We start from the raw sequence: 21,608 nt of genomic DNA on the forward strand, positions 1-21,608 counted from the left end.
TTAACTTACTTATAAATATACGATTACTGCTTGATGTCGCCTAATTCGACCAGCTTATTGACAATCGCATAGATCGTAAGACCGCTGGCACTATGAATTTGAAGTTTCCGAGCGATATTACGACGGTGGGTGATGACCGTATGCGTAGAAAGAAACAAACGATCCGCTATCTCCCGGTTTGTCATTCCCTTCACGACGCAGACTACGATCTCTTTTTCCCTCGAGCTTAACGATTGTTGCTCGTCATCCCCTTCCGGCTCGTCATCCGGAAGTACCTCGGCGTTCAACCGTTCCAATTTGTGCTTGATCTCATCAGCGCTATCGTATATGTTAATTTGTTCATCATAAGAACGCAATAACACACTGTCTGAGACAGAATATAATAAAGCGATACATTTCATCTCGGCACAGCCGCTTTCCTCCTTCAAATGCTGCAACGTGAAATAGCCGGGCAAAGCCGGGTTCACGATCAACACATCCGGTTTGTGCATACGAAGCGAGTCGAAAAGAGATTCCACCGAATGAATCTCCACCATCTGGATACGGAAACCCGGTAACCGTTTCAACAGGTTCTCCAGTCCGCTCCTTATGATAACAGAAGGTTCGGCTATCGCAATCTTTAGATTTGTACTCATCGATTCATGCTTATAATTGTTTTTCCAAAGCCAATATGGCCGGTACAAACAAATAATCCTCCACACGGGTATGTGAAGCCAAGTCTTCCTCCGTGGCAAAAATATCGAACAAGACACTATTCAGCATATTCGTACCCGCTCCCGGATAGTATTTGATCAGGATATTTTTCAACTCCGTGATCTTCATCTCGATCTGATCATGACGCTTGCGGAAGATCGTAATATTGTATTTCGGATCTCTCTTTCCTTCCAACAAATTACGGACATAAGGGAAAACAGCACGTTCCTCATAAGACATATGTTTATTTACCTCCTCCGCATACTCATCGAAAAACTTCGTGATCACAAAAGCGACATCCTCCGGGCACCCGGATATAGCGTCTACCAATTTACGACGGATATGTGGCAAGCGGAAGTTCAAGAAGTAATCATGGGCATTATGCAAATAGCGGATCAAGTTCTCGATCGACAGGCATTTGCTGATATTCTCGACAGGCGTATTCACTTCCTCGACCAAGAAATTCACGACCGTCAGGAAAGTACAAGCATCCACCCCATTCTGCCGGCAAACCTCCCCGATATTCTTCTCTCCGAACCCGAGCGCTATACCAAAACGGCTCATGACTAAAACCATCGGATAGTTCTCGCAGATCAGATCACTCATTTTATCGGTTTCCCGGTACATTCCATTTTTATACATAGGCTTCTTTCTAACTTGTCTTGGTGTTTGAATAGCCAAATATACTCCTTTTTCTTCCATATCTCGTACATTTATTATTATTTCACAAAGGCTTAAAGGACGACTCCGTCGGCACGACCGCTATACACTCAGTCTCTATCAACCATCCGGGACGGCAAACGGGGGCCAAGACTATCAAATGTGGCAAATCCGGGTAATGCGCCTCAAAATACTTCTTAACCACCGCATAATCAGCCATATCTCTCAAATAGGTGATCGCCTGCGTAATATCACGAGTAGTAGCGTCCGCCTCTTTCAGCAACACGCTGATATTTTCCATCATCCGCTCGGTTTGTTTTACGATATCGCCCGGATAGACAATCTCTCCCCGGTTATCTATACTCGCCGTACCCGAGATGAAGACCTGTTTACGATCCCCATACGTAACAGCCGTACCCCGCTCGAAGGTTACTCCATATTCATAAGTAGGATTCAAGTGCGTGGGAGCGTAAAGGAACTGAATCTGTCCCGGCTCCAACCCATCCACCGCATAACTGTCCATCTGTACCAACACCGAGGGATCGGCATGACGTCCCTCGATACCCGTACTAGCGATATAATGCGTCTTCTCCGTAAGATTCTGCGTGATAAAAACTTCTTTCCGGGCTTTCACCACACCGGCGTAATTCACGTCTACGTTTTGCACAAAGAACCAAGTACGGACACAATGAGAGGCCAACGTACAACGCTGCCCCATCAATTGCATCACATAGTCATTCAATAAAAGCCGGATCTGGTATTCCGAATTGGCCGCCTTATTGAAGGCACCTCCCCCCCAGAGGTGCCTATAACCGTTATGCGACGCTTCCAGTAAACCGGAATCGTACGTTTGTACCGACATGCCCGTTTGCAAATAAGTCCACATAGCGATCTTTGTTCCATTCAAAGGCGGTTGCTGCACGATAGAGAGCGGACAAAAGGCGCTCTCGCACTCCCACTCCATCACGCTATCCGTCTGATTAGCCGCGTCACTTAAAAAATAACGGCGGAAAACGGCGGTAGCGTCATTCGATAGCTCTTCCTTCACGACAGTCACATAAACCCGCAAAAGGTTTTGCAATTGCTCCACGAAAGACAAACAAGGGTCTGTAATCGATACCATCACCTGATATTCCGTTGTTCCACCTTTGCCCGTGAATGAAGAGATCTGAACCTCTACCGCTTTATCCGTATCTATTTTTCTCGTATAATTCATCATTTTCTTTCTTATCAATTATCCAATGCCCCTCCTAAGATCCAACCTTGGATCAAAGCAAGGACCTCCTGTTTCCCAGAACTATTGAACATATCCTTATGTACCGGATTATCCTCCAATATATCCAGCAAGAAACTATCGTTTATATCACCCGGGGTCACGTAGTTCTTACCCTCTTCCGAAAGGGGCGCCTTGACATTCACTAAGGATTTATAGGCAACATCGTCCCTAAGATCCAGCTGACCGGCCAATCCCGATCCCCCGCCATGACAAGACAAGCAATTCAAGTAGAACACCTGCGCTTGTACACGTTTGAAGCTCGCTAAATCCAATTCGCCCACAGACAAATCAAGCGGTTCGTCCGAATCATCCACCGGAGACGTATAATAGGAGTAAACCAACCGCAATCCCCTACTAATCACAGCGACCTCTATACTCCTCGTATCCGGAGTGACATTATTCAATCGGAGTTTTAGTCTTTTGCCGTCTTCCGCCGGCTTACTGATACGCTGGGTTTGCAAAGGTTTCGACTTATCCTCGCCAAAAGCGCATAACGAGAGCATATTCTCCTTCGGCCAAGCTTTCAGGCCAGTGAAAGAAAGTGACACGGTAGCGGTTCGCCCGGAATCAACCGTCTCATCCGGATAAATCTTACCCTCATCACAACCCAGCCCGAATAACAGGAATACGGCATACATTATATATAGACTATATCGTTTCATACCCAAAGATTAGAACGTGAACTGCAACATAGCCGTAGCGGAGTGACGAGCCAATCCAATAGCGTCCTCATCCCGGTCATTCTGCGTAGCATGACCGCTACGACCTAAATATTGATACATAACCTGTAGTTTCAAATTATTATTAAAGAAATAATAATTCAAACCAGCGGCGGGCATATTTAACAAACCACCCTCATCCGTAGCGTTTCGATCATAGAAATCATATCGCAAAGCACCCTGTAATTTCGGAGTGATGAAATAGCCCAATTGAGCGTAAGCTCCCCAGAAATTCTTATCCGGCTTTTGCATGATCTTGGTAAAATGCATATTCATATAATAACCTTCGGCTGCTACATACCAGCGGTTCTTGATCCATGCGAACTCAACGCCCACACGGGTGTCGCTACTGGTCAAGAACTCAGCCTCCGCATTATAAGAGGCAGATACGGCGATAGACATCTTATCGTCGTTCAGATTCTCCGGCGAGCCTTGAGACGTTGGCATCTCCCCCTTCGGCATAAAGGCCAGACGACCCGCATATAACAGCGAAGGCAACCATTTATGATCATCGCAGTTTGTCTTAGTCGCCAAATTCACGTCGATACCCGTACCATTAAAAATACCGACTTGATAATTCCATTTATCATTGATCAAACCATGAACCTGTACACCCAAGTCGAATCCCGTGGACATATTCGGTATGACATAATTCACGTCGTAAGGAAGCAATACGGATTGGGAAGCGGAATAAGGCAGTACCGGAAACAACGTCTCCCCCAAAGTACTTAAATAGCCATGCATAAACGGTGTCTTGAACTTACCGACACGGATACGAAACGACTCCTTGATCGCTACGTCGAACCAAGCCTGTTGCAATAAGGCCCCTCCACTCTTAGCGGCATTCAGCGATAAATTGAAAGTAACCCGTCCAAAAGCCTTACCCGTAAAACCGAGAATAGCGTTAGGGATCGCGAAACCAGAGTTCGCTACGCTCTTGGCATAATGGCTTTCCAGCCCTTGGTCGTCATACCGGTTGTAGCAAACGCTTGCCTGTACCAACGCATAGGGCTTAAACAAAAAGTCACCAGCCTTGGTAGAAAAGGAAAAGCCCTTCTTTCCCGCTAGTGAAACCACATCGTTCTCTACATATTTATCATCCATCTCTTTCTTTGTATCTTGAGCTTTCACAGAGAAAACACCCGCTGATAGAAGCACCACAAGCAACGTCCTATATATTTTTTTCATTTCGATTCTATGCGTTATTTATTCATAAACTTTGTAGGAATTTAATCAAAGCGGCCCGCTCGTCTTTTGTCATGCGAGAGAATAGGGTACGCGACGCAGCCCCTTCCCCACCATGCCACATAATAGCCTCCGTCAGGTTCCGGGCACGGCCATCATGTAAATAATAGGTATGGCCGTTTACGACCTCTTGTAATCCCAATCCCCATAACGGGGTAGTCCTCCATTCATTACCGTTGGCCAAGCCACTGGGATAATCATCCCCTAGCTCAACCCCCATATCATGCAATAAAAAGTCCGAATAAGGATGGATCACCTGATTACCTAATTGAGGCAATTCCGTATTATTCAAAAGGACAGATCCGCGAGGGCGTGTCTTCAAGGAAGTCACATGGCATAAATGACATTTCGCTTGATAGAAAAGTTGCTCTCCTTGAAGAACCGTAGGATCATCCACATTCCGACGGGCGGGTACCCCCAAGGTCTGGAGGTATAAATCCACATCTTCCATATCTTCCGTAGAGACCTGCGCCCCGGTCATGGCAAAACCCATCATATTACTCTGTCCTTCTCCTACCTCATGCGGGAAACGATCGTTCGTTACACCGAGGTCGGAAGAGAATCCCAATTCCACCGTTAAGTCGGCATGATTCGCCTTATTACCAGAGATACCGATCTGCTTCTTTCCCTTTTCCGTCACATAGTTTATACGTCCACTAATACCATATTCCGGATAATTGCTTTTAGCAGCGATCTGCTTTAGCATATCCAAGTCGAGCGCCATCATCTGCCCCATTCCGACATGCCGTAAGGGTTGACGTACGGAAATCCGTAAATCCGACATCGGGATACTATCAGCATACCATTCCTTTATCTCATAATGAGGGGTGACCAACTCATATTCCTCCCCATCGGGGAACGTATATTTTTGGGAAGTAGTAGTAATCTTAACCCTTCCCTCCGGTTTCGTTCCGTATATCGCTTGATCATGTAGTACCCGGCCGTAATCTTGAAAATAGCCGCCACTTTTACGTGATATATAAATAAGCATGGATGAGAAGCCGGGGCCGGAACCTCCATCGGCTATAGCCGGACGGGTCCGCCCGGTACTTTTATGACAGGAACCGCAAGAATATCCGGCATAAAGCGGCCCTAGTCCTCCACCATCCACATTCTCAACACCGCGAGCATCGTCGTACAATCCATCACCACGATTAAATCGCGTCTCTAATTCGCCCGTAACCCAGTTTGCCTGCGTATCGTACGCATCCGGGGCATTGGAGAAAATGGTTGAGATACCCGCGGACAATTCCTTCTCGGAAGCTACCTGCCCATTGGGTTTCTTAACCTGCCAATTTTCCAAGTCCTCGGATTCGCAACTACACAGCAGACTACCGGATAAAGCGAATAATAGAAGTAATCTTCGTTTCATCGTATCGGCTTGTCCGATTAGTTCGTGAACTTAGACTTAACAACGCCCAAACCTGTCGTTAAATCAGCGCAAGCTTCTGTAGCTGTATTGATATGCTCCGTATCCCCTAGATTGTTACGGAAAGGATAGCCGATCGCATTGATAGCGTCGATTGTCTTATCAATTTGAACTACCATCAAACTATCCAACGTAGGATTAATCATTTTAGTCAACGCATGCAAGCTACTCTCGGAAGCGGATTCCTCATCCAAATCACGACCGCCGAAATAAGCGTTCTTGATACTTACGATATTGTTCTTATAGTCGTCCAAGGAATTCCAGCTATACCAAGACTCTACAGCCAAGACACCGGGGTTATTCGGGTCAGTAGCGTCTTTATTACTTCCATTCCATGCGGTCACCGGGTCAGTTATCTTAGCGGAACCTACTTCATTGGAGATTCCAGCCATACCATTATTTCCATTCAGCATAAGCTCAATCGCCTGATACACATTACCAATGGAATAGGCAGAACCGTCATGTTTCTTCATAGCCTCCGCATAAGAAGAAGGAACATCCGAAGTTCCTAAGCCTTTCAACCAACCATTGTATAAGTCTTGAGTATCAGATAACATACGTTCGGACACTAACTTCAAATACTCCAATTCATTCTTTGCGAACGGGCTTGTTTCCAGATCACGAGGCTCGCCGTCTAAGAATAACATCTTTTCCGCCGTATGGAATCCACGTAAATTTTGAGGACCATCTTCCGCATCTTCGTCTACAGCTCCTGAAATCTTGCTGAATTCTCCTGTAGCTATAATCTCCTCTATACCGTTCTTATCCAAAGGCCAGCTATCCAAGCTCGGGTCGAGCTGTGCCAAATCCGCCACACCGAACAAGAATGCCTCACTTTGTTCCCAAGGTACACGAACCGCACGCCAAGCGTCGCAGGCATCCGCTAAATCATTCTTAGAACCAGACGCGATGAACTTGTCTACCGCATTTTTATAGGCGGTCATCTTTGTCAACATGTCCTTATAGGTAGGCAAAGCTACCTCATCAACGAAAGTAGCGACAACCGCACTCATCTGATCTTCTGTTGGTTTTGCACCCGAATCCGCAGGAAGATTCTTAAAGTCATAAGTTACAACATCGGGGTCCTTGCCCGGATCATTGTTGTCTCCACAAGAAGTGAAGCTCAAAGCCACACCCATCAACATCATGGGTAATAAAAGTACTTTTTTCATATTCTTACATATATATTTGTTAATAGTCTATTATCTTGATAAGAACCAGCCGATATAAGCGATACCGACAGAAACCATATTCTGGCTATTATAATCACCCTTACCTACAATACGGTGCGCATAATCCGCCTTTACGACCAGATTAGGCAATGCGTAATAGTTAAGGCCAGCCGTAATCACGCTCTTTTGAAGACGTCTATCCGCCAGTTTATTACTGCCTTTCTCCACGGATTGCATCGGATTATAATATTCGTAGCGAACGAAAGGATAAATTCTAGGGGCTTTCCGACTAAAGAAGGAACCTACATTATAGCCAACCTCAGCCGCATAACTGACAGCGGTCTCCGCCACGGTTGAATTAGGATATCCGGAAGCTGAAGATGAGTTATTGTTTACCTTTGTCAAAGCGTTGCTGTTGCCCAGATGGCCGTAAACGATATTACCTCTGGCGATCAAATTATTGTTCGGACTTTTATATTGAGCGTCCGCCGTCACGATGGTAAGCGGATATTTCTCACCTTGGTTACGCAGCGGTTTGCTACTATTCTTAGAGGGTTGGTTATAATAAAAAGAAGCGCCCACACGTAAGCCTTTAAATTTCTTCACTCCATTATAGTTGACACGAGCCACAAAGGCAGGATGCGTAAATTGAGTTTCCTCGAAAGCGCCTTGCGTACCTTTGCCAACCCAGTTCTCCATACGGAAACCTTGTGGGTCCAGACCGGAAACGACTTGTAACTCGTAATCGAAATTTCCTAAATCACCAAATAGAGCCACACCCGTCTCATGCCAAGTAGAAGGTAATATGGTAGTCTCTCCTTCCGGACGATATACACCGAAAAAGTTCAAGGGTTCATGATGTGCGTTGGTCAAGCCTACCGGTACGATCATATGTCCAAAACGGAAGTTTAAATGCTTGTTCATCAGATAAGAGATATGGAACTGCTCCAAGGCGACCTCGCCACCTTTCTCGATCTCGGTCTCATATTCTCCATTCTCCTCGTACCACTCCACTTCCCGTGCGGCGCCTGTTCCTCCATACTCAAACTCAATCTCGGAACTCAGTACCCATTTGGGAGAGAACTTATAATCAAAAGCTAAAATAAAACGAGGGATAGAGACAGTAGCCCGATTCATATGTGATGTACCTTGAGGTGTCACCCAATTCCAATCATAATCCATATAACTGGCAGCCATCTCACCATATCCTCCAAAACGGAATTTAGAAAAACCGTCGGCATACATCTCCGATGCCTTTACGGTAGAGCTCATATTACTCTCTTGAGCATGTAGAGCGGTAAAGGAAAGTAATCCAATCGCTAATAAATTTGTTAACGTTCTCATTGCGTTTTATAATTTTTGGCAAAATTACAGGGGCTGAGAATTTGCTACAATCGCCCGAAGTAGGTAAAATAAGACCCTAATTACCTACTCATAGGTATCCCGGAAGAATATTTTCAGGACGTCACACCCAATAGGCCCCATTATTGACCCGCAAGACAACTTGATAGTTAATTTTGGAAAATACGGTTTTGTATTATTTCAGAGGTAAGCGTTAGTTATTACAAGCGAGAAGATCATTAAATGATTAACACTGTAGTGTCGGGAAGTTTTCCTCCATATTCTTTTGTTTTGCAACTAATATTAGTTACATTTGCAGAAAGAACAAGGATATGGGTTCTAAAGAAAAGTTGATCGAGCATTTTTGTAAACTACCTAAAGATTTCACCTACGAGGAAACTTTAAAATTGCTTTCTTCTTATGGCTATAACGAGCATAATAAAGGTGCAACGTCAGGTTCTCGCGTGAGATTTAAAAATGAACAGACGGGACAATATATTGATATTCATAAACCGCATCCGGGTAGTATTATGAAGGAGTGGATGATGAAAGCGATATATCAGCATTTAAAAAGTAATGGTTTAATTAAATGAAATGATTCAATATGGACTATTTGGAATACAAAGGTTATAAAGGTTCTGTTGAGTACAGTAAGGCTGATAACTGTCTTTGCGGAAAGGTACTTGGTATGAGTAAAGATTTAATTCTTTATGAAGGTAATACTATCGATGAACTTCGTGCGGATTTTGAAGCCGGAGTAGAAAGCTATCTTGCCGGCTGTTTGGCTGATGGCGTGGAACCTCGTAAACCTTATAGTGGCACGTTAAATATCCGTATTTCACCAGAAATACATAGCCGAATCGCAGCATTGGCGCAAGAGGCGGGAACTACGATTAACGGGTATATAAAACAGGCTTTGGAGAATCAGTTGAAGCTTGCCCATTAAAAATAAAGGCATAGATAGATTTAGGCGTGATTCCACTTGGTTTCACGCCTTTTTTACGCCATATTGCACTGGCCATGAAGAAGAATATAACAATTAATAGGTACGAACTCTCCTTTTTTACATACATATAGGTATTGCGCACCCTTATAGGCCGACGTATCTTTGCAATGTCAAAAAGAATGTAACACTATTAGTATATCGCAAACCAAAGCCTTCTGCTAATTTTATGTAAGCATATAAGATGATTAACACCGTAGTGTCGGGAAGTTTTTATTGGTTATTTCCGGCATCACATAAAAAGGGCCTCCCTGTGAAGAGAGGCTCTTTTTGTGTTCAGCTATCCGGCTCATTGATGATGTATTGATAGAGATCCGAGTCTCCGGCCTTATTCATGATCTTATGCTTTTCCAGCTGAAATTTTAACTGGTCTAAACCGAGAGGGCCGAATCCCGGAATCTTCAACAAAGAATCGAGCCCTTTCTTCCTAGCGTAGCGCAATAGGTCCTCCATAGTCTCCAGTTCCAATTTTTGGAGGCATTTACGGATGTAGGGAGACAGGGTTAGGCTTGTGACCGGTAGGGAGATCCGTTTGGCTACGTCCAGTATTTTTGCCCCAGAGGTTATTTCCGTGAATATATACCGATCTTGCTTATCATCTATAAATGTGGATAGTTCGGCGATGATTTGTTTAAGTAGGGGAGAGATGTTTTTTAAGGATCGTAGGCAGAAAAGGTAATCGTCGTACTGGGCGATAATCTCGTCGGCTTCCTCCTCCTTGTCTTGAATGACCAGTTGCAAGTATAGTTTTTGAATCCCTAGATGTTCGATATGGGCAATGAAATCACGTAGGTTCTCAGGATCTACCATACGTGTACCGGTTCTCGTATGGAAAGAGGTTATCTTTCGGGATTTTACCCAATCTTCAATCTCCTCGTACGGGAAACCGGTAATACGGGCGGCTTCTTCTATGGATATGAGTTCTGGCATAAGATCGTATTACGAATAAAGTTGTTTTTGTTTAATTAAAATGCGGAATTTGGAACCAACCAATAACGGTAAGTAGATCAGGTATTCTTTTCGCATCTCAATTAAGAAATAAGAGCCATCATGGGACACTCCCGTGACGTCACTATATCTCCGCACGATACCATGTATCTGGAATTCCCTCTCATTACAATAAAACCCTAACTCTGGAAAATACTTGCTGAAACAAGCGGAGTAGTAAATAAAGAGATTCTGGATCTCATCAATATTACAAGCGTCCATAAGCCATTCACTTTACATAATTAATTATTAGATTTACAAGATCCGGACATGTTTTAGAAAAGATGTCCTTCGTAAAGACGAGCGCTATATGGCTTTTGTTAAGTAGTGGTCCTTTCTTATAAAATAAAGGAAGGGCGAGGACTGAACATTTATGTAGACGAAGGTTCGGCTAAGACCCAACTCCCAATAAAGTCAGCCACACGCCCCCTTTATCTGTATACAAAATATATCCATACTATATTAGCATAGATAACACGTATATCCAGTAAAGGGTTGCGGGGCCTTCTTCGTGCATAGGGAGATTTAAGAAAATTAGCCGATTTTCGTCCTACAGCACAAATATCACACGCAACACGAGGCTCTTAATTAAAAAGCCTTTTCTTGTCGCAAATATACGTATTAATAATATTTCAACCTAAGATAATCCATATGTTTTTTAGTTTATCATTGTTTGATACCTATTATTTGCTTTGACTTATCCAGTCATGCAAATGTATAATATTTTATTTGATTTTCAAACTCCAATACCTCACTTCCAAAGCAAGCTAACTTCGTTGGCAAAGTAAGTTAATTAAAATACCGAAGTAAGTTAACTTACTTTGCCAACGAAGTTAACTTACTTTTTTCGCCCAATTTTGTCTCCAGTTGTAGAGACGCAGCGTGCTGCGTCTCATCCCCTCAAAATGGTAACTTAAAATAATACGCCAATAACCACCAAAGTCTGCGCCTTCACGAGACAATATACCCATAGAACGCAATTTTGCGATTTGTTTTTCTACAGCACGGGAACTTATACCTAATTTTATAAGCCATAGCTTCGGCTGACATAGAAAGGTCGGAAATGACAAGGTCGATGATCTTCTGTGCTGTTCTACCTATATTTTTAGGCTTATCCGCAGTGTCTCCGAACTCACTCTCCGAACTTTTCTTCATTTACAAGAATGTTTGCTGGCATCCACTTGGGTAGGAAGTGAATCCCATGTCATGTGCATACCCTTCAATATCAATGAAAGAAGTTGTTGAGAATTACATTCTACACTTTCATTACCCACTCTTGTATAGGCAGTGCGTGTTCCGTCTTGGTAATATAATATACAATAAGGTATACAAATGGCACAAATATATAAATTGTTTAATATCAACACCTTAAAAACACGATTGTGATTTTTGAAAAACACGTACGTGTTTCTGTAAAAAGTCGTACATGTTTTTCGGGAAACACGTACGACTTTTTACAGCATCATTCGATAAGGAGCAAGAGCGTACATGAAAATATACGATAAGCCCCCCTTTTAACCAGAGCCAAAAAGCATTTCTTCCTAAGCTCCATCTCATAGATATTTTGGTGTGGTTACCCTTATTCTGAAATAATTTGGTTATTTTTGTATATAATTCAATTAATGTCCATAGAACATGCCATGAATAAGAAATCGCAGATACACAACAAGAACATCTAAATAATAAACAACATGAAATCAACACTTATCGTAGGGATCGGTGCCTCGCTTCTTACAGCCGGTATCGCAAAAGCCCAACAGAGACAAGACATTACACCTAGAACGCCAAACGTATTGTTCATCTATGCGGATGACTTGGGATATGGAGACTTGGAATGCTACGACGGCACGCAAGTGAAAACCCCGAATATCAACCGGCTCGCCAAGAACGGTATCCGCTTCACCAACGCTCACGCGACCGCCTCTACCAGTACGCCCTCCCGATATTCCATGCTAACCGGAGAGTACGCATGGCGCCGCCCGGGAACGGACATCGCCGCGGGAAACGCCGGAATGATCATACGACCGGAGCGTTATACGATAGCCGATATGTTCAAGAACGCGGGATACGCCACGGCCGCTATCGGCAAATGGCATCTTGGCCTAGGAGACAAAGCGGGAGAGCAAGACTGGAACGCCCCACTCCCCACCGCCCTTGGCGATCTGGGATTTGATTATTCCTATATCATGGCGGCGACGGCAGACCGCGTCCCCTGCGTATTCATCGAGAACGGGCAGGTGGCGAACTACGATCCGGACGCCCCGATCTATGTCAGTTACCAGAAGAACTTTCCCGGAGAGCCGACCGGAAAAGATAATCCGGAATTATTATACAACCAGAAGCCTAGTTTCGGGCACGACCAATCCATCGTAAACGGAATCAGCCGTATCGGTTACATGAAAGGTGGCGGCAAGGCGCTTTGGAAAGACGAGAATATCGCCGATTCTATCGTGACACACGCCATCGATTTTATCAAGGAGAATAAAGAGAAGCCTTTCTTCATGTATTTCGCCACGAACGACGTGCATGTACCCCGCTTCCCGCACGACCGTTTCCGGGGAAAGAACCCGATGGGCGTGAGGGGCGACGCTATCGAGCAATTCGACTGGAGCGTAGGCCAATTGATGAAAACATTGGATGAGATGGGATTGACGGAAAACACCTTGATCATCTTGTCAAGCGACAACGGACCTGTCGTAGACGATGGTTACGCGGACCGGGCCGTGGAGCTACTAGGCGATCATAAACCCGCCGGACCGCTTAGAGGTAATAAATACAGTGCCTTCGAAGGGGGAACCCGTATCCCGGCTATCGTACATTGGCCAAAGGAGATCAAGCAAGCCGCCGTATCAGATGCGCTAGTGAGCCAGATCGACTGGTTCGCCTCCCTTGCCTCACTGACGAATTCCCGTCTTCCGGAAGGAAGCGCGCCGGATAGCTATGATTATCTGGATACTTGGATCGGGAAAAGCAAGGAAGACCGCCCGTGGGTAATTGAGCAAGCGCTTAATAAGGCACTTTCCGTCCGTACGAAAGATTGGAAATATATCGAGCCGAGCGTAGGTTCCGCTATCATGGAATATGAGAAGATTGAGACCGGATATTCCCCCGAGCCTCAGTTATACGACATGACGAAGGTCTACGAGGAAGGAAACAAGGCCTTGCAACATCCGGAGATCGTTTTCCAATTGCAGGGAATCTTAAAAGGAGTTCGGGATCACACAATCAAGGCTAAATAATGGAAAGAAGAAACTTCATTAAATCATCCCTCGGAATCGGTCTGGGTGCGACACTTCCGGGGATGACGCATAGCAAAAGCGGGAAAGAGGCAGAGACCGTCGTCTCTCCCGCCATGCCCGTAAAGAGCGGTAAGCCGCATATCATCCTGATCATGACCGATCAACAACGGGGCGACACCCTCGGCTGCATGGGAAACAAGGCGGTGATCTCACCGAATATCGACCGGCTGGCGCAAGAAGGCTCGTTGTTCGTGAGCGGATATTCCTCCGCTCCAAGTAGTACTCCGGGACGGGCCGGTTTATTGACCGGGATGTCTCCTTGGCATCATGGTATGCTGGGATACGGACGCATGGCCTTGAAGTATCGTTACGAGATGCCTCAGATGATGCGGAATCTGGGGTATTATACCTTCGGGATCGGTAAGATGCATTGGTTTCCGCAGAAAGCACTTCACGGATTCCACGCGACCTTGATCGACGAGAGTGGCCGGGTGGAAAGTCCCGATTTCATCAGCGATTACCGGGAATGGTTTCAATTGCAGGCACCCGGCAAAGACCCGGATCTTACGGGTATCGGCTGGAACGACCATGCCGCCGGTGTCTATAAGTTAGACGAACGGCTTCATCCTACGGCTTGGACCGGACAGACCGCTTGCGAGTTGATCCGGAACTACGACAACGACAAGCCCTTATTCCTCAAGGTATCATTCGCCCGCCCGCATAGTCCTTATGATCCGCCTCAACGTTATCTGGATATGTATAAGGACGCGGATATCCCAAAACCCCATATAGGAGATTGGTGCGGACAATACGCCGAGCCGAAAGATCCTCGCCAAGGAGCATCAGATGCCCCATTCGGTAATTTCGGGGATGCGTATGCCATAAACTCCCGTCGCCATTATTACGCCAATATCACCTTTATCGACGATCAAGTAGGGCAAATCATCCAGACCCTAAAAGACAAAGGTATGTACGACAATGCCCTGATTTGTTTCACGGCGGATCATGGCGATATGTTGGGCGATCATTATCATTGGCGGAAAACCTATCCGTACGAGGGTTCGGCCCATATTCCTTATATCGTAAAATGGCCCGCCGGTATATCCAAATCCATACCGGACGGAAGCAGCATAGAACAACCTGTAGAACTGAGAGACTTCTTGCCTACCTTTATCGATATCGCCGGCGGGTCGGTTCCTCCCGATATGGACGGGCGGTCTTTACTTAAGCTGATCCAAGGCCAGCAGGAACAATGGCGCCCCTATATAGACATGGAGCATGCCACTTGCTATAGCGACGATAATTACTGGGCAGCCCTTACCGATGGGAAGATTAAGTATATCTGGAATTTCCACAACGGAAGCGAGCAGTTGTTCGATTTACGGGAAGACCCGGGAGAGACACATAACCTTAGTGAGGACGCAGCCTATCAGAATAAGTTGTCCGAATTACGCAAGATGATGGTAGAGCATCTGTCCGAGCGAGGAGACTCATTCGTGAAAGACGGTAAATTGATGACTCTCGATACGACCCTATTGTACAGTCCCAATTTCCCGAAATAAGGGACGAGCGAGCCTCGTCCCTACAGTATCTTACGTTTTTTACCTTTTTTTTATCGCGGAATGGATGTATCTTTGCCCAAGAAACTAGAAGAGACTCAACTTAATGCTAGGAATCGTTAGTAAAGGAATCATTATAGGTGTATTGGTTTCGGCCCCCATGGGCCCCATCGGTATGCTCTGTATACAAAGAACACTAAATAAAGGACGTTGGCACGGGTTCGTCACCGGATTAGGGGCCGCTCTATCCGACGTGATTTATGCGGCACTGACTTGTCTGGGCATGGGAGTTGTGGTCAACTTCGTGGAGGCGAACCAAGCGCCCCTGCAATTGATCGGAAGTATCGTTCTCGGCATTTTCGGGTATTATATCTTCCAAAGCAACCCGACTAGGAACCTAAAGAAACACCGAGAAAAAAAATTATCGTTCACCCAAGACTTTATTACAGCTTTTCTACTTACCTTTAGCAACGTTTTAATCGTCTTGCTCTATATCGGATTATTCGCCCGGTTTGGTTTCGTGCTGCCTGAACATTCGTTTTGGCTGCTGGTATTGGGCATTGTTTGCATAGGGTTAGGGGCCGTTCTTTGGTGGTTCGGCATAACATATATTATTGGAAAACTGAGAAAATGGTTCAACGTTAGAGGTATTTGGTTACTGAACCGGATCGTGGGCTCTGTCATTATCGTATTGTCTATTATCGGTGCCCTATCGGTTTTATTGACCTCCTACTTACAATGGCCTTTACTTCAAATCTATAGTTAAAATGAAAAGACTGAAAGTTCCTGTTATCCCTGTTCTGGATGTACTCGATATAACATCCATAGAACCGATTCTTGAGGTGCAATCCCAACGTGAGTTCCTCACCCATGCCAATTGGCATGAGTATCCATATAAGCCGATCACCGCTTTTAATATAGCCCGGACAGAGAAAAATCTATATATACGATATAGCGTGCAGGGTAATTCGCTAAAGGCGTCTTATGAGATGGACAATTCCTCGGTCCATAAGGATAGTTGCGTGGAATTCTTCATGAAAAAGGAAGGTGACTCGCATTATATGAATTTCGAGTTTAATTGTATCGGGACTTGCGATGCCGCCCGCCGTACCTCACGGGATATCAAGACGTCGCTTTCGCAAGAAGAGTATAAAAGCATCATAAGACTCCCATCCGTGAGAAGAAGGGCATTCGAGGAGATTAAAGGTATTCATACATGGAACTTGATCGTAGTCATACCACTCAAGTTGATGGGGTTAGATCCTAGTAATCTGCCGGAGAAAATACTAGGGAACTTCTATAAATGCGCCGATGAGACAATGAATCCGCATTTCGTAAGTTGGAGTCCGATCGACCTTCCCGAGCCTAATTTCCATTGTCCTGAATTCTTCGGGGAGATCTACCTGTAGACGTAGCGTGCTGCATGCAGCACGCTACGTCTATACAGGCAAGCCTATGGCTATTTATTATTCTTACCTAGTTTCAACTCAATGACGAACGCTATTATCAAGCCGATTCCCCCGAACAAAAGAACCGAAGCCCCATAAGCCGTACCCGCTACCTCATGCCTGTACCAACCATCATCATAATAAGAATTTGTCGCCATACACATATTAATAATAAAGCCTACCAACAAACCTAATCCGATTCCCGCCAAAAGACACCCGGCCTTTAAGCTACTGAACGAGAAGTTTCGCATGTAGTTAGGCAGTCCCAATTTGCCATCGAAAGCAGAGGCATCCAGTTTATCACCGATCTTCTCGATAATCGCCAAACGTTCTCTCCTACGAACAAACAACTCAAATAATCCGTAAATACCTGCACAAACGATTCCGACAACTAGCGGAACAGAAATAAAATCCATCATAACTGTATAATTTTAATTGATTCATTCATATTGTTTGCTAATTTGACGCAACAGTTTCCCATAGGTTACACCTCCGGGCTGAAAAATATTTTTTATTTTTGTTACCGCAAGTTGTAACCTATTTACCCGGCTTGCGTCCATTAAGTACAATGGAATTGTATACCGATACATATTACATACAAAGGATACAAGCGGGGGACGTGGCATGTTTCGCTTGCCTTTTGGACAAGTATAGCCGTCCGATTCACTCGTTGATCCTCAAAGTGGTACGAAGCCAAGAGGAGGCTGAGGAGTTGGCGCAAGATACGTTTATGAAGGTATTCAAAAACCTCGCCTCATTCAAAGGGGATTGTAGTTTCTCCACATGGATTTACCGGATCGCTTACAACACGGCGATCTCGTCGGTCAGGAAGAAGAGATATGAGTTTCTACCGATTGAGGAGACTACACTTGAAAACGTATCGGAGGAGGAGGTTACGAACCTGTTCGGACAAACCGAATCCACGGAACAGGTTCAAAGATTGGAAGTCGCCCTTGAACAACTTCTACCGGACGAACGGGCCTTGATCTTGCTCTTTTATTGGAAAGAAAAAACAATAGAAGAACTGGTCTCTATCACCGGCTTGACCGCCTCGAATATTAAAGTCAAGCTACATCGCATCCGAAAAAAATTGTTTGTATTATTAAATGAAATGGATCATGAGTAAGATAAACACAAATAAGGAACAACCCGATTTATTGGGGGATTTATTCAAACGCATACCGGAGGAGGAGCTTCCCGCCTCGTTCCGTTCGAACGTAATGCGACAAATCATGCTTGAGTCCGCAAAGGCGAAGAAACGTGACGAACGGTTCAGCCTGTTAGCGGCGATCGTGGCCTCGCTTATCATGATTTCCCTTGCGATCGTATCTTTCGTATATATGGAGATACCCAAGATAGCCGTCCCCACAATAAGCACATCGGCCTTGGCTTTCTATTTATACATAGGGGCCATCACGCTCATACTTCTATTGGCGGATTATAAATTGAGGAATCTATTTCACAAGAAAGGATAAGCACGAAGCGAGCTCCGTCCGTATACGAGGAATCTATGGACAAGGAACCATTCAGCCGCTCGGCGATCAAAAGACAGATAGAAAGTCCTAAACCCGCACCGGGTTTGTAATCATCCAGCTTCTCAAAGCGATTGAATACCGCAGCTTGTTTTTCAAGGGGAATACCGGCACCCGTATCCGTAACGGCTATGTATACCTTTTCCCGATCCGGCGCAAGTTGGAACGATAGGTTAATCTCATATTGCTCATCCAGCAGGGCTTTATATTGTTCCAAGATTCGTTCCGTCAACGTATATTGTTTCGTTCGGACACTACTTTCCAATTGATAAGAAGTTAACCGGATTTTAGTATCCATGATATCGGGAACATCTTTTATATCCTTCAATAAATCCAAACCTTCCTGAAAAGAGACTACGGCATCGCTATCCCTACGGATACGTTGGTAAACCATTCCTAAATCACGATAGGCCCGCAGTAAACCATAATCGCTCTTACTATCCCGGGCCAGATCCATATATCGCATGGCCCTATCCATAGCCAACTCATAATTGCCGGACCATAGATAATCCTGACAAACCAAGCTACCGGATAAAAACAACCCTCTGGGACTCTCATGCCTTTTTGAGGCCAACGAATCCAATTGCCCCACCCAATATAATAGGCTATCTCTATTTTCCACATTATAATAATAACGACTCAAGCCAGCCATCGCATCGTACACGATCCCGATGGAATCCAAAGGCATCGCGATATCGATTATCTCTTTCAACGCCGGTACCTCCTCCGGCAATTGCCAGTACAAGCCGATTAATTCTTTAAGAAGGGGTATCTTATCCTGAGGTTTTTGGATACACGATAAAGATTGGCGTATGCTATCCGCACGAAATTTACTCACGGCATTCTGCGCACTTGCGCTCACCGCAAACAAAATCCACACTATTCCTATAAAAGTATTGACGCTGGACTTTCTTAAAAATCCTCTACTCATTGATTTATCGCTTACAATTCGCAAACTTACAAAATAAATATCAATAAAAATCAACAGTTTTCCGTAATTACAGCCAACACGGCCCAATTGAATGTTTTTACCCCTCAAAACTCTTGTCAATCAGAAAAAAAGCATTACCTTTGCCCCGATTTTTGAGAGATGACAACATAAAGTCTAACTTACTAATTAAAACAAACTTAGTATTAACAATTAAAGAATGGAAAATTTAAAAAACATCCAGCCGGTTGAAGATTTCAACTGGGACGCTTTCGAGCAAGGCGAGACTTACACCGAAGTAAGCAAGGACGATCTTGTAAAAACGTATGACGAGACCCTGAACACGGTAAAAGACAAAGAAGTGGTTATGGGTACCGTTACTTCTATGAACAAACGTGAGGTTGTTGTAAACATCGGTTTCAAATCTGACGGTGTTGTTCCTATGTCCGAGTTCCGTTATAACCCGGATTTAAAGATTGGTGACGAGGTAGAGGTTTACATCGAGAGCCAAGAAGACAAAAAAGGACAATTGATCCTTTCACACAAGAAAGCACGCGCTACACGTTCTTGGGATCGTGTTAACGAGGCTCTTGAAAAAGACGAAATTATCAAAGGTTACATCAAATGTCGTACGAAGGGCGGTATGATCGTTGACGTATTCGGTATCGAAGCGTTCTTGCCGGGTTCTCAGATCGATGTGAAGCCGATCCGCGACTACGATGTATTTGTAGGTAAGACTATGGAATTCAAGATTGTTAAGATCAATCAAGAATTCAAGAATGTTGTTGTATCTCACAAGGCTCTTATCGAGGCTGAGTTGGAACAACAGAAGAAAGATATCATCTCCAAATTGGAGAAAGGACAGGTATTGGAAGGAACTGTCAAGAACATCACTTCTTACGGTGTATTCATCGACTTGGGTGGCGTAGACGGTTTGATCCACATCACAGACCTTTCTTGGGGACGTGTTTCTCATCCGGAAGAAATCGTTCAGCTTGACCAGAAGATCAATGTTGTTATCTTGGACTTCGACGACGAGAAGAAACGTATCGCTCTTGGCTTGAAGCAATTGACTCCGCACCCATGGGATGCTTTGGATACGAACTTAAAGGTTGGTGACAAGGTTAAGGGTAAAGTTGTCGTTATGGCTGACTATGGCGCGTTCATCGAGATCGCTCCGGGCGTAGAAGGTTTGATCCACGTTTCAGAGATGTCTTGGACACAGCACTTGCGTTCCGCTCAAGACTTCATGAAGGTTGGTGACGAGATTGAGGCCGTAATCTTGACTTTGGATCGTGACGAGCGTAAGATGTCTCTTGGTATCAAGCAATTGAAGGCTGATCCTTGGGAAAACATCGAGGAGCGCTTCCCGGTAGGTTCTCGTCATGCGGCTAAGGTTCGTAACTTCACAAACTTCGGTGTATTCGTAGAAATCGAGGAAGGTGTTGACGGCTTGATCCACATCTCTGACTTGTCTTGGACGAAGAAGATCAAGCATCCGTCTGAATTCACTCAGATCGGAGCAGAGATCGAGGTTCAAGTATTGGAAATCGATAAGGAAAACCGTCGCTTAAGCTTAGGCCACAAGCAATTGGAAGAGAATCCTTGGGATGTATTCGAGACAATCTTCACGGTTGGTTCTATCCACGAAGGTACAATCATCGAAGTATTGGATAAGGGTGCCGTTATCTCTTTGCCTTACGGCGTAGAAGGTTTCGCTACTCCGAAGCATCTTGTAAAAGAAGATGGTTCTCAAGCTCAAGTAGATGAGAAACTTTCATTCAAGGTAATCGAGTTCAACAAGGAAGCTAAACGTATCATCCTTTCTCACAGCCGCATCTTTGAAGATGAGCAAAAAGGCGCTAAGGCAACTTCTGAAAAGAAGGCATCCTCAAAACGTGGTGGTAAAAAAGAAGAGGAATCTGGAATGGTAACCGGTCCGGTTGAAAAGACTACATTAGGTGACATCGAGGAATTGGCTGCTTTGAAAGAAAAACTTTCTGGTAAGTAATTGATTCTTCTTTGAGATATAATAAAAGGAGATATCTGATTCAGGTATCTCCTTTTTCTATGTTATTCCTACTGCGGCTTATTTAAGAAAAGCATTCTTCCGTGACACGTGTCTCACATGGCTCGGAAATACCCAACAAATCATTGATCTCCTTTCTTTTCTCTAAATCCGTAAAATAAGCCTCTACAACTTTATAAATATCAAAACCTCCCGTAGAACCGGCTGCCAAGTTTAGTGACTCGACTAATTTACCTGTAGCTTTATGAATCTCAGCTTGTTTCAGCAAATGAAATTCATTCCCGTGAATTAATTGATTCTTTCCCATGATGTTCCAATTTTAGGTTATACAATATATTACAAAGGATT

At 44.6% G+C, this 21,608-nt stretch carries 22 protein-coding genes and 2 pseudogenes; 9 read left to right on the forward strand and 15 right to left on the reverse strand.

Annotated elements, in window-relative coordinates; all coding sequences use genetic code 11:
• Nucleotides 1-23 precede the first annotated feature (23 nt).
• The 8 genes from ACYIA1_RS13895 to ACYIA1_RS13930 all read right to left on the reverse strand — a co-directional run bounded on the left by ACYIA1_RS13895 (nucleotide 24) and on the right by ACYIA1_RS13930 (nucleotide 8,538).
• A complete protein-coding gene (locus tag ACYIA1_RS13895) occupies nucleotides 24-635 on the reverse strand; it encodes a response regulator transcription factor (protein ID WP_005866756.1) in 612 nt (203 codons plus the stop codon).
• Nucleotides 636-645: 10 nt separating this feature from the next.
• Nucleotides 646-1,335 (reverse strand): hemerythrin domain-containing protein, encoded by a 690-nt coding sequence (locus tag ACYIA1_RS13900; protein WP_010185248.1) that lies wholly within the window; start codon nucleotides 1,333-1,335, stop codon nucleotides 646-648.
• Nucleotides 1,336-1,417: 82 nt separating this feature from the next.
• A complete protein-coding gene (locus ACYIA1_RS13905; protein ID WP_008778471.1) occupies nucleotides 1,418-2,572 on the reverse strand; it encodes a Rid family hydrolase in 1,155 nt (384 codons plus the stop codon).
• An 11-nt stretch (nucleotides 2,573-2,583) separates the two neighbouring features.
• Nucleotides 2,584-3,291, reverse strand: coding sequence for a hypothetical protein (locus ACYIA1_RS13910; protein WP_480335569.1), 708 nt, complete (start codon nucleotides 3,289-3,291; stop codon nucleotides 2,584-2,586).
• A 9-nt stretch (nucleotides 3,292-3,300) separates the two neighbouring features.
• Nucleotides 3,301-4,536 carry a porin gene (locus tag ACYIA1_RS13915; protein ID WP_170105880.1) on the reverse strand — a complete coding sequence of 412 codons (1,236 nt, stop codon included), beginning with the start codon at nucleotides 4,534-4,536 and terminating at the stop codon, nucleotides 3,301-3,303.
• Nucleotides 4,537-4,558: 22 nt separating this feature from the next.
• Complete coding sequence (locus ACYIA1_RS13920) at nucleotides 4,559-5,965, reverse strand: di-heme oxidoredictase family protein (RefSeq protein ID WP_005866749.1); 1,407 nt, start codon at nucleotides 5,963-5,965, stop codon at nucleotides 4,559-4,561.
• A 17-nt stretch (nucleotides 5,966-5,982) separates the two neighbouring features.
• On the reverse strand, nucleotides 5,983-7,194 hold the full coding sequence (locus ACYIA1_RS13925; RefSeq protein WP_480335571.1) for an imelysin family protein: 1,212 nt from the start codon (nucleotides 7,192-7,194) through the stop codon (nucleotides 5,983-5,985).
• A gap of 30 nt (nucleotides 7,195-7,224) precedes the next feature.
• Complete coding sequence (locus ACYIA1_RS13930) at nucleotides 7,225-8,538, reverse strand: porin (RefSeq protein WP_005861166.1); 1,314 nt, start codon at nucleotides 8,536-8,538, stop codon at nucleotides 7,225-7,227.
• A gap of 329 nt (nucleotides 8,539-8,867) precedes the next feature.
• On the opposite strand from ACYIA1_RS13930, the gene ACYIA1_RS13935 reads away from it, so the two are divergent.
• Together ACYIA1_RS13935 and ACYIA1_RS13940 are read left to right on the forward strand one after the other, a co-directional pair.
• Nucleotides 8,868-9,128 carry a type II toxin-antitoxin system HicA family toxin gene (locus ACYIA1_RS13935; protein WP_036615281.1) on the forward strand — a complete coding sequence of 87 codons (261 nt, stop codon included), beginning with the start codon at nucleotides 8,868-8,870 and terminating at the stop codon, nucleotides 9,126-9,128.
• 11 nt (nucleotides 9,129-9,139) lie between these two features.
• On the forward strand, nucleotides 9,140-9,481 hold the full coding sequence (locus tag ACYIA1_RS13940) for a type II toxin-antitoxin system HicB family antitoxin (protein WP_005866743.1): 342 nt from the start codon (nucleotides 9,140-9,142) through the stop codon (nucleotides 9,479-9,481).
• A gap of 333 nt (nucleotides 9,482-9,814) precedes the next feature.
• Here ACYIA1_RS13940 and ACYIA1_RS13945 read toward each other — a convergent pair whose 3' ends face one another.
• From ACYIA1_RS13945 to ACYIA1_RS13960, 4 genes and pseudogenes are all read right to left on the reverse strand, one after another.
• Nucleotides 9,815-10,468: a transcriptional regulator gene (locus tag ACYIA1_RS13945; RefSeq protein WP_087343578.1), complete on the reverse strand. Its 654-nt coding sequence runs from the start codon at nucleotides 10,466-10,468 to the stop codon at nucleotides 9,815-9,817.
• A 9-nt stretch (nucleotides 10,469-10,477) separates the two neighbouring features.
• Complete coding sequence (locus ACYIA1_RS13950) at nucleotides 10,478-10,747, reverse strand: hypothetical protein (RefSeq protein ID WP_480335574.1); 270 nt, start codon at nucleotides 10,745-10,747, stop codon at nucleotides 10,478-10,480.
• Nucleotides 10,748-11,436: 689 nt separating this feature from the next.
• A pseudogene (locus ACYIA1_RS13955) lies at nucleotides 11,437-11,680 on the reverse strand (HTH domain-containing protein); the annotation flags it as partial.
• 5 nt (nucleotides 11,681-11,685) lie between these two features.
• Nucleotides 11,686-11,835 (reverse strand): annotated as a pseudogene (locus ACYIA1_RS13960) (AAA family ATPase); the annotation flags it as partial.
• A gap of 381 nt (nucleotides 11,836-12,216) precedes the next feature.
• Between ACYIA1_RS13960 and ACYIA1_RS13965 the strand changes: the two are divergent.
• The 4 genes from ACYIA1_RS13965 to ACYIA1_RS13980 all read left to right on the forward strand — a co-directional run bounded on the left by ACYIA1_RS13965 (nucleotide 12,217) and on the right by ACYIA1_RS13980 (nucleotide 16,732).
• A complete protein-coding gene (locus tag ACYIA1_RS13965; RefSeq protein ID WP_009018363.1) occupies nucleotides 12,217-13,764 on the forward strand; it encodes a sulfatase family protein in 1,548 nt (515 codons plus the stop codon).
• A complete protein-coding gene (locus ACYIA1_RS13970) occupies nucleotides 13,764-15,326 on the forward strand; it encodes an arylsulfatase (RefSeq protein ID WP_121962102.1) in 1,563 nt (520 codons plus the stop codon). The genes ACYIA1_RS13965 and ACYIA1_RS13970 overlap by 1 nt, the downstream gene beginning before the upstream one ends.
• 103 nt (nucleotides 15,327-15,429) lie before the next feature.
• The gene (locus tag ACYIA1_RS13975) at nucleotides 15,430-16,089 is read left to right on the forward strand and encodes a LysE family translocator (RefSeq protein WP_005861153.1); all 660 of its coding nucleotides are present in this window, start codon (nucleotides 15,430-15,432) and stop codon (nucleotides 16,087-16,089) included.
• A gap of 1 nt (nucleotide 16,090) precedes the next feature.
• A complete protein-coding gene (locus ACYIA1_RS13980; protein ID WP_005861151.1) occupies nucleotides 16,091-16,732 on the forward strand; it encodes a carbohydrate-binding family 9-like protein in 642 nt (213 codons plus the stop codon).
• Nucleotides 16,733-16,782: 50 nt separating this feature from the next.
• Here ACYIA1_RS13980 and ACYIA1_RS13985 read toward each other — a convergent pair whose 3' ends face one another.
• Nucleotides 16,783-17,190 (reverse strand): DUF6249 domain-containing protein, encoded by a 408-nt coding sequence (locus ACYIA1_RS13985; RefSeq protein ID WP_022192544.1) that lies wholly within the window; start codon nucleotides 17,188-17,190, stop codon nucleotides 16,783-16,785.
• A 149-nt stretch (nucleotides 17,191-17,339) separates the two neighbouring features.
• Here ACYIA1_RS13985 and ACYIA1_RS13990 point away from each other — a divergent pair, with 149 nt between their 5' ends.
• Both ACYIA1_RS13990 and ACYIA1_RS13995 read left to right on the forward strand, forming a co-directional pair.
• Nucleotides 17,340-17,897: an RNA polymerase sigma factor gene (locus tag ACYIA1_RS13990; RefSeq protein ID WP_008773907.1), complete on the forward strand. Its 558-nt coding sequence runs from the start codon at nucleotides 17,340-17,342 to the stop codon at nucleotides 17,895-17,897.
• Nucleotides 17,890-18,246 carry a hypothetical protein gene (locus ACYIA1_RS13995; RefSeq protein ID WP_005866723.1) on the forward strand — a complete coding sequence of 119 codons (357 nt, stop codon included), beginning with the start codon at nucleotides 17,890-17,892 and terminating at the stop codon, nucleotides 18,244-18,246. The genes ACYIA1_RS13990 and ACYIA1_RS13995 overlap by 8 nt, the downstream gene beginning before the upstream one ends.
• On the opposite strand, the gene ACYIA1_RS14000 is transcribed toward ACYIA1_RS13995, so the two are convergent.
• Complete coding sequence (locus tag ACYIA1_RS14000) at nucleotides 18,191-19,234, reverse strand: ATP-binding protein (protein ID WP_318674380.1); 1,044 nt, start codon at nucleotides 19,232-19,234, stop codon at nucleotides 18,191-18,193. The two genes, ACYIA1_RS13995 and ACYIA1_RS14000, sit on opposite strands and share 56 nt — an antisense overlap.
• A 217-nt stretch (nucleotides 19,235-19,451) precedes the next feature.
• Here ACYIA1_RS14000 and rpsA point away from each other — a divergent pair, with 217 nt between their 5' ends.
• Nucleotides 19,452-21,242, forward strand: a complete 1,791-nt coding sequence (rpsA, locus tag ACYIA1_RS14005) for a 30S ribosomal protein S1 (protein ID WP_005861137.1) — start codon at nucleotides 19,452-19,454, stop codon at nucleotides 21,240-21,242.
• Between the two features lie 82 nt (nucleotides 21,243-21,324).
• Here rpsA and ACYIA1_RS14010 read toward each other — a convergent pair whose 3' ends face one another.
• Nucleotides 21,325-21,567 (reverse strand): hypothetical protein, encoded by a 243-nt coding sequence (locus ACYIA1_RS14010; RefSeq protein WP_005861135.1) that lies wholly within the window; start codon nucleotides 21,565-21,567, stop codon nucleotides 21,325-21,327.
• Between the last annotated feature and the right edge of the window lie 41 nt (nucleotides 21,568-21,608).

Source organism: Parabacteroides sp. KHUB-02 (genome assembly GCF_056640955.1).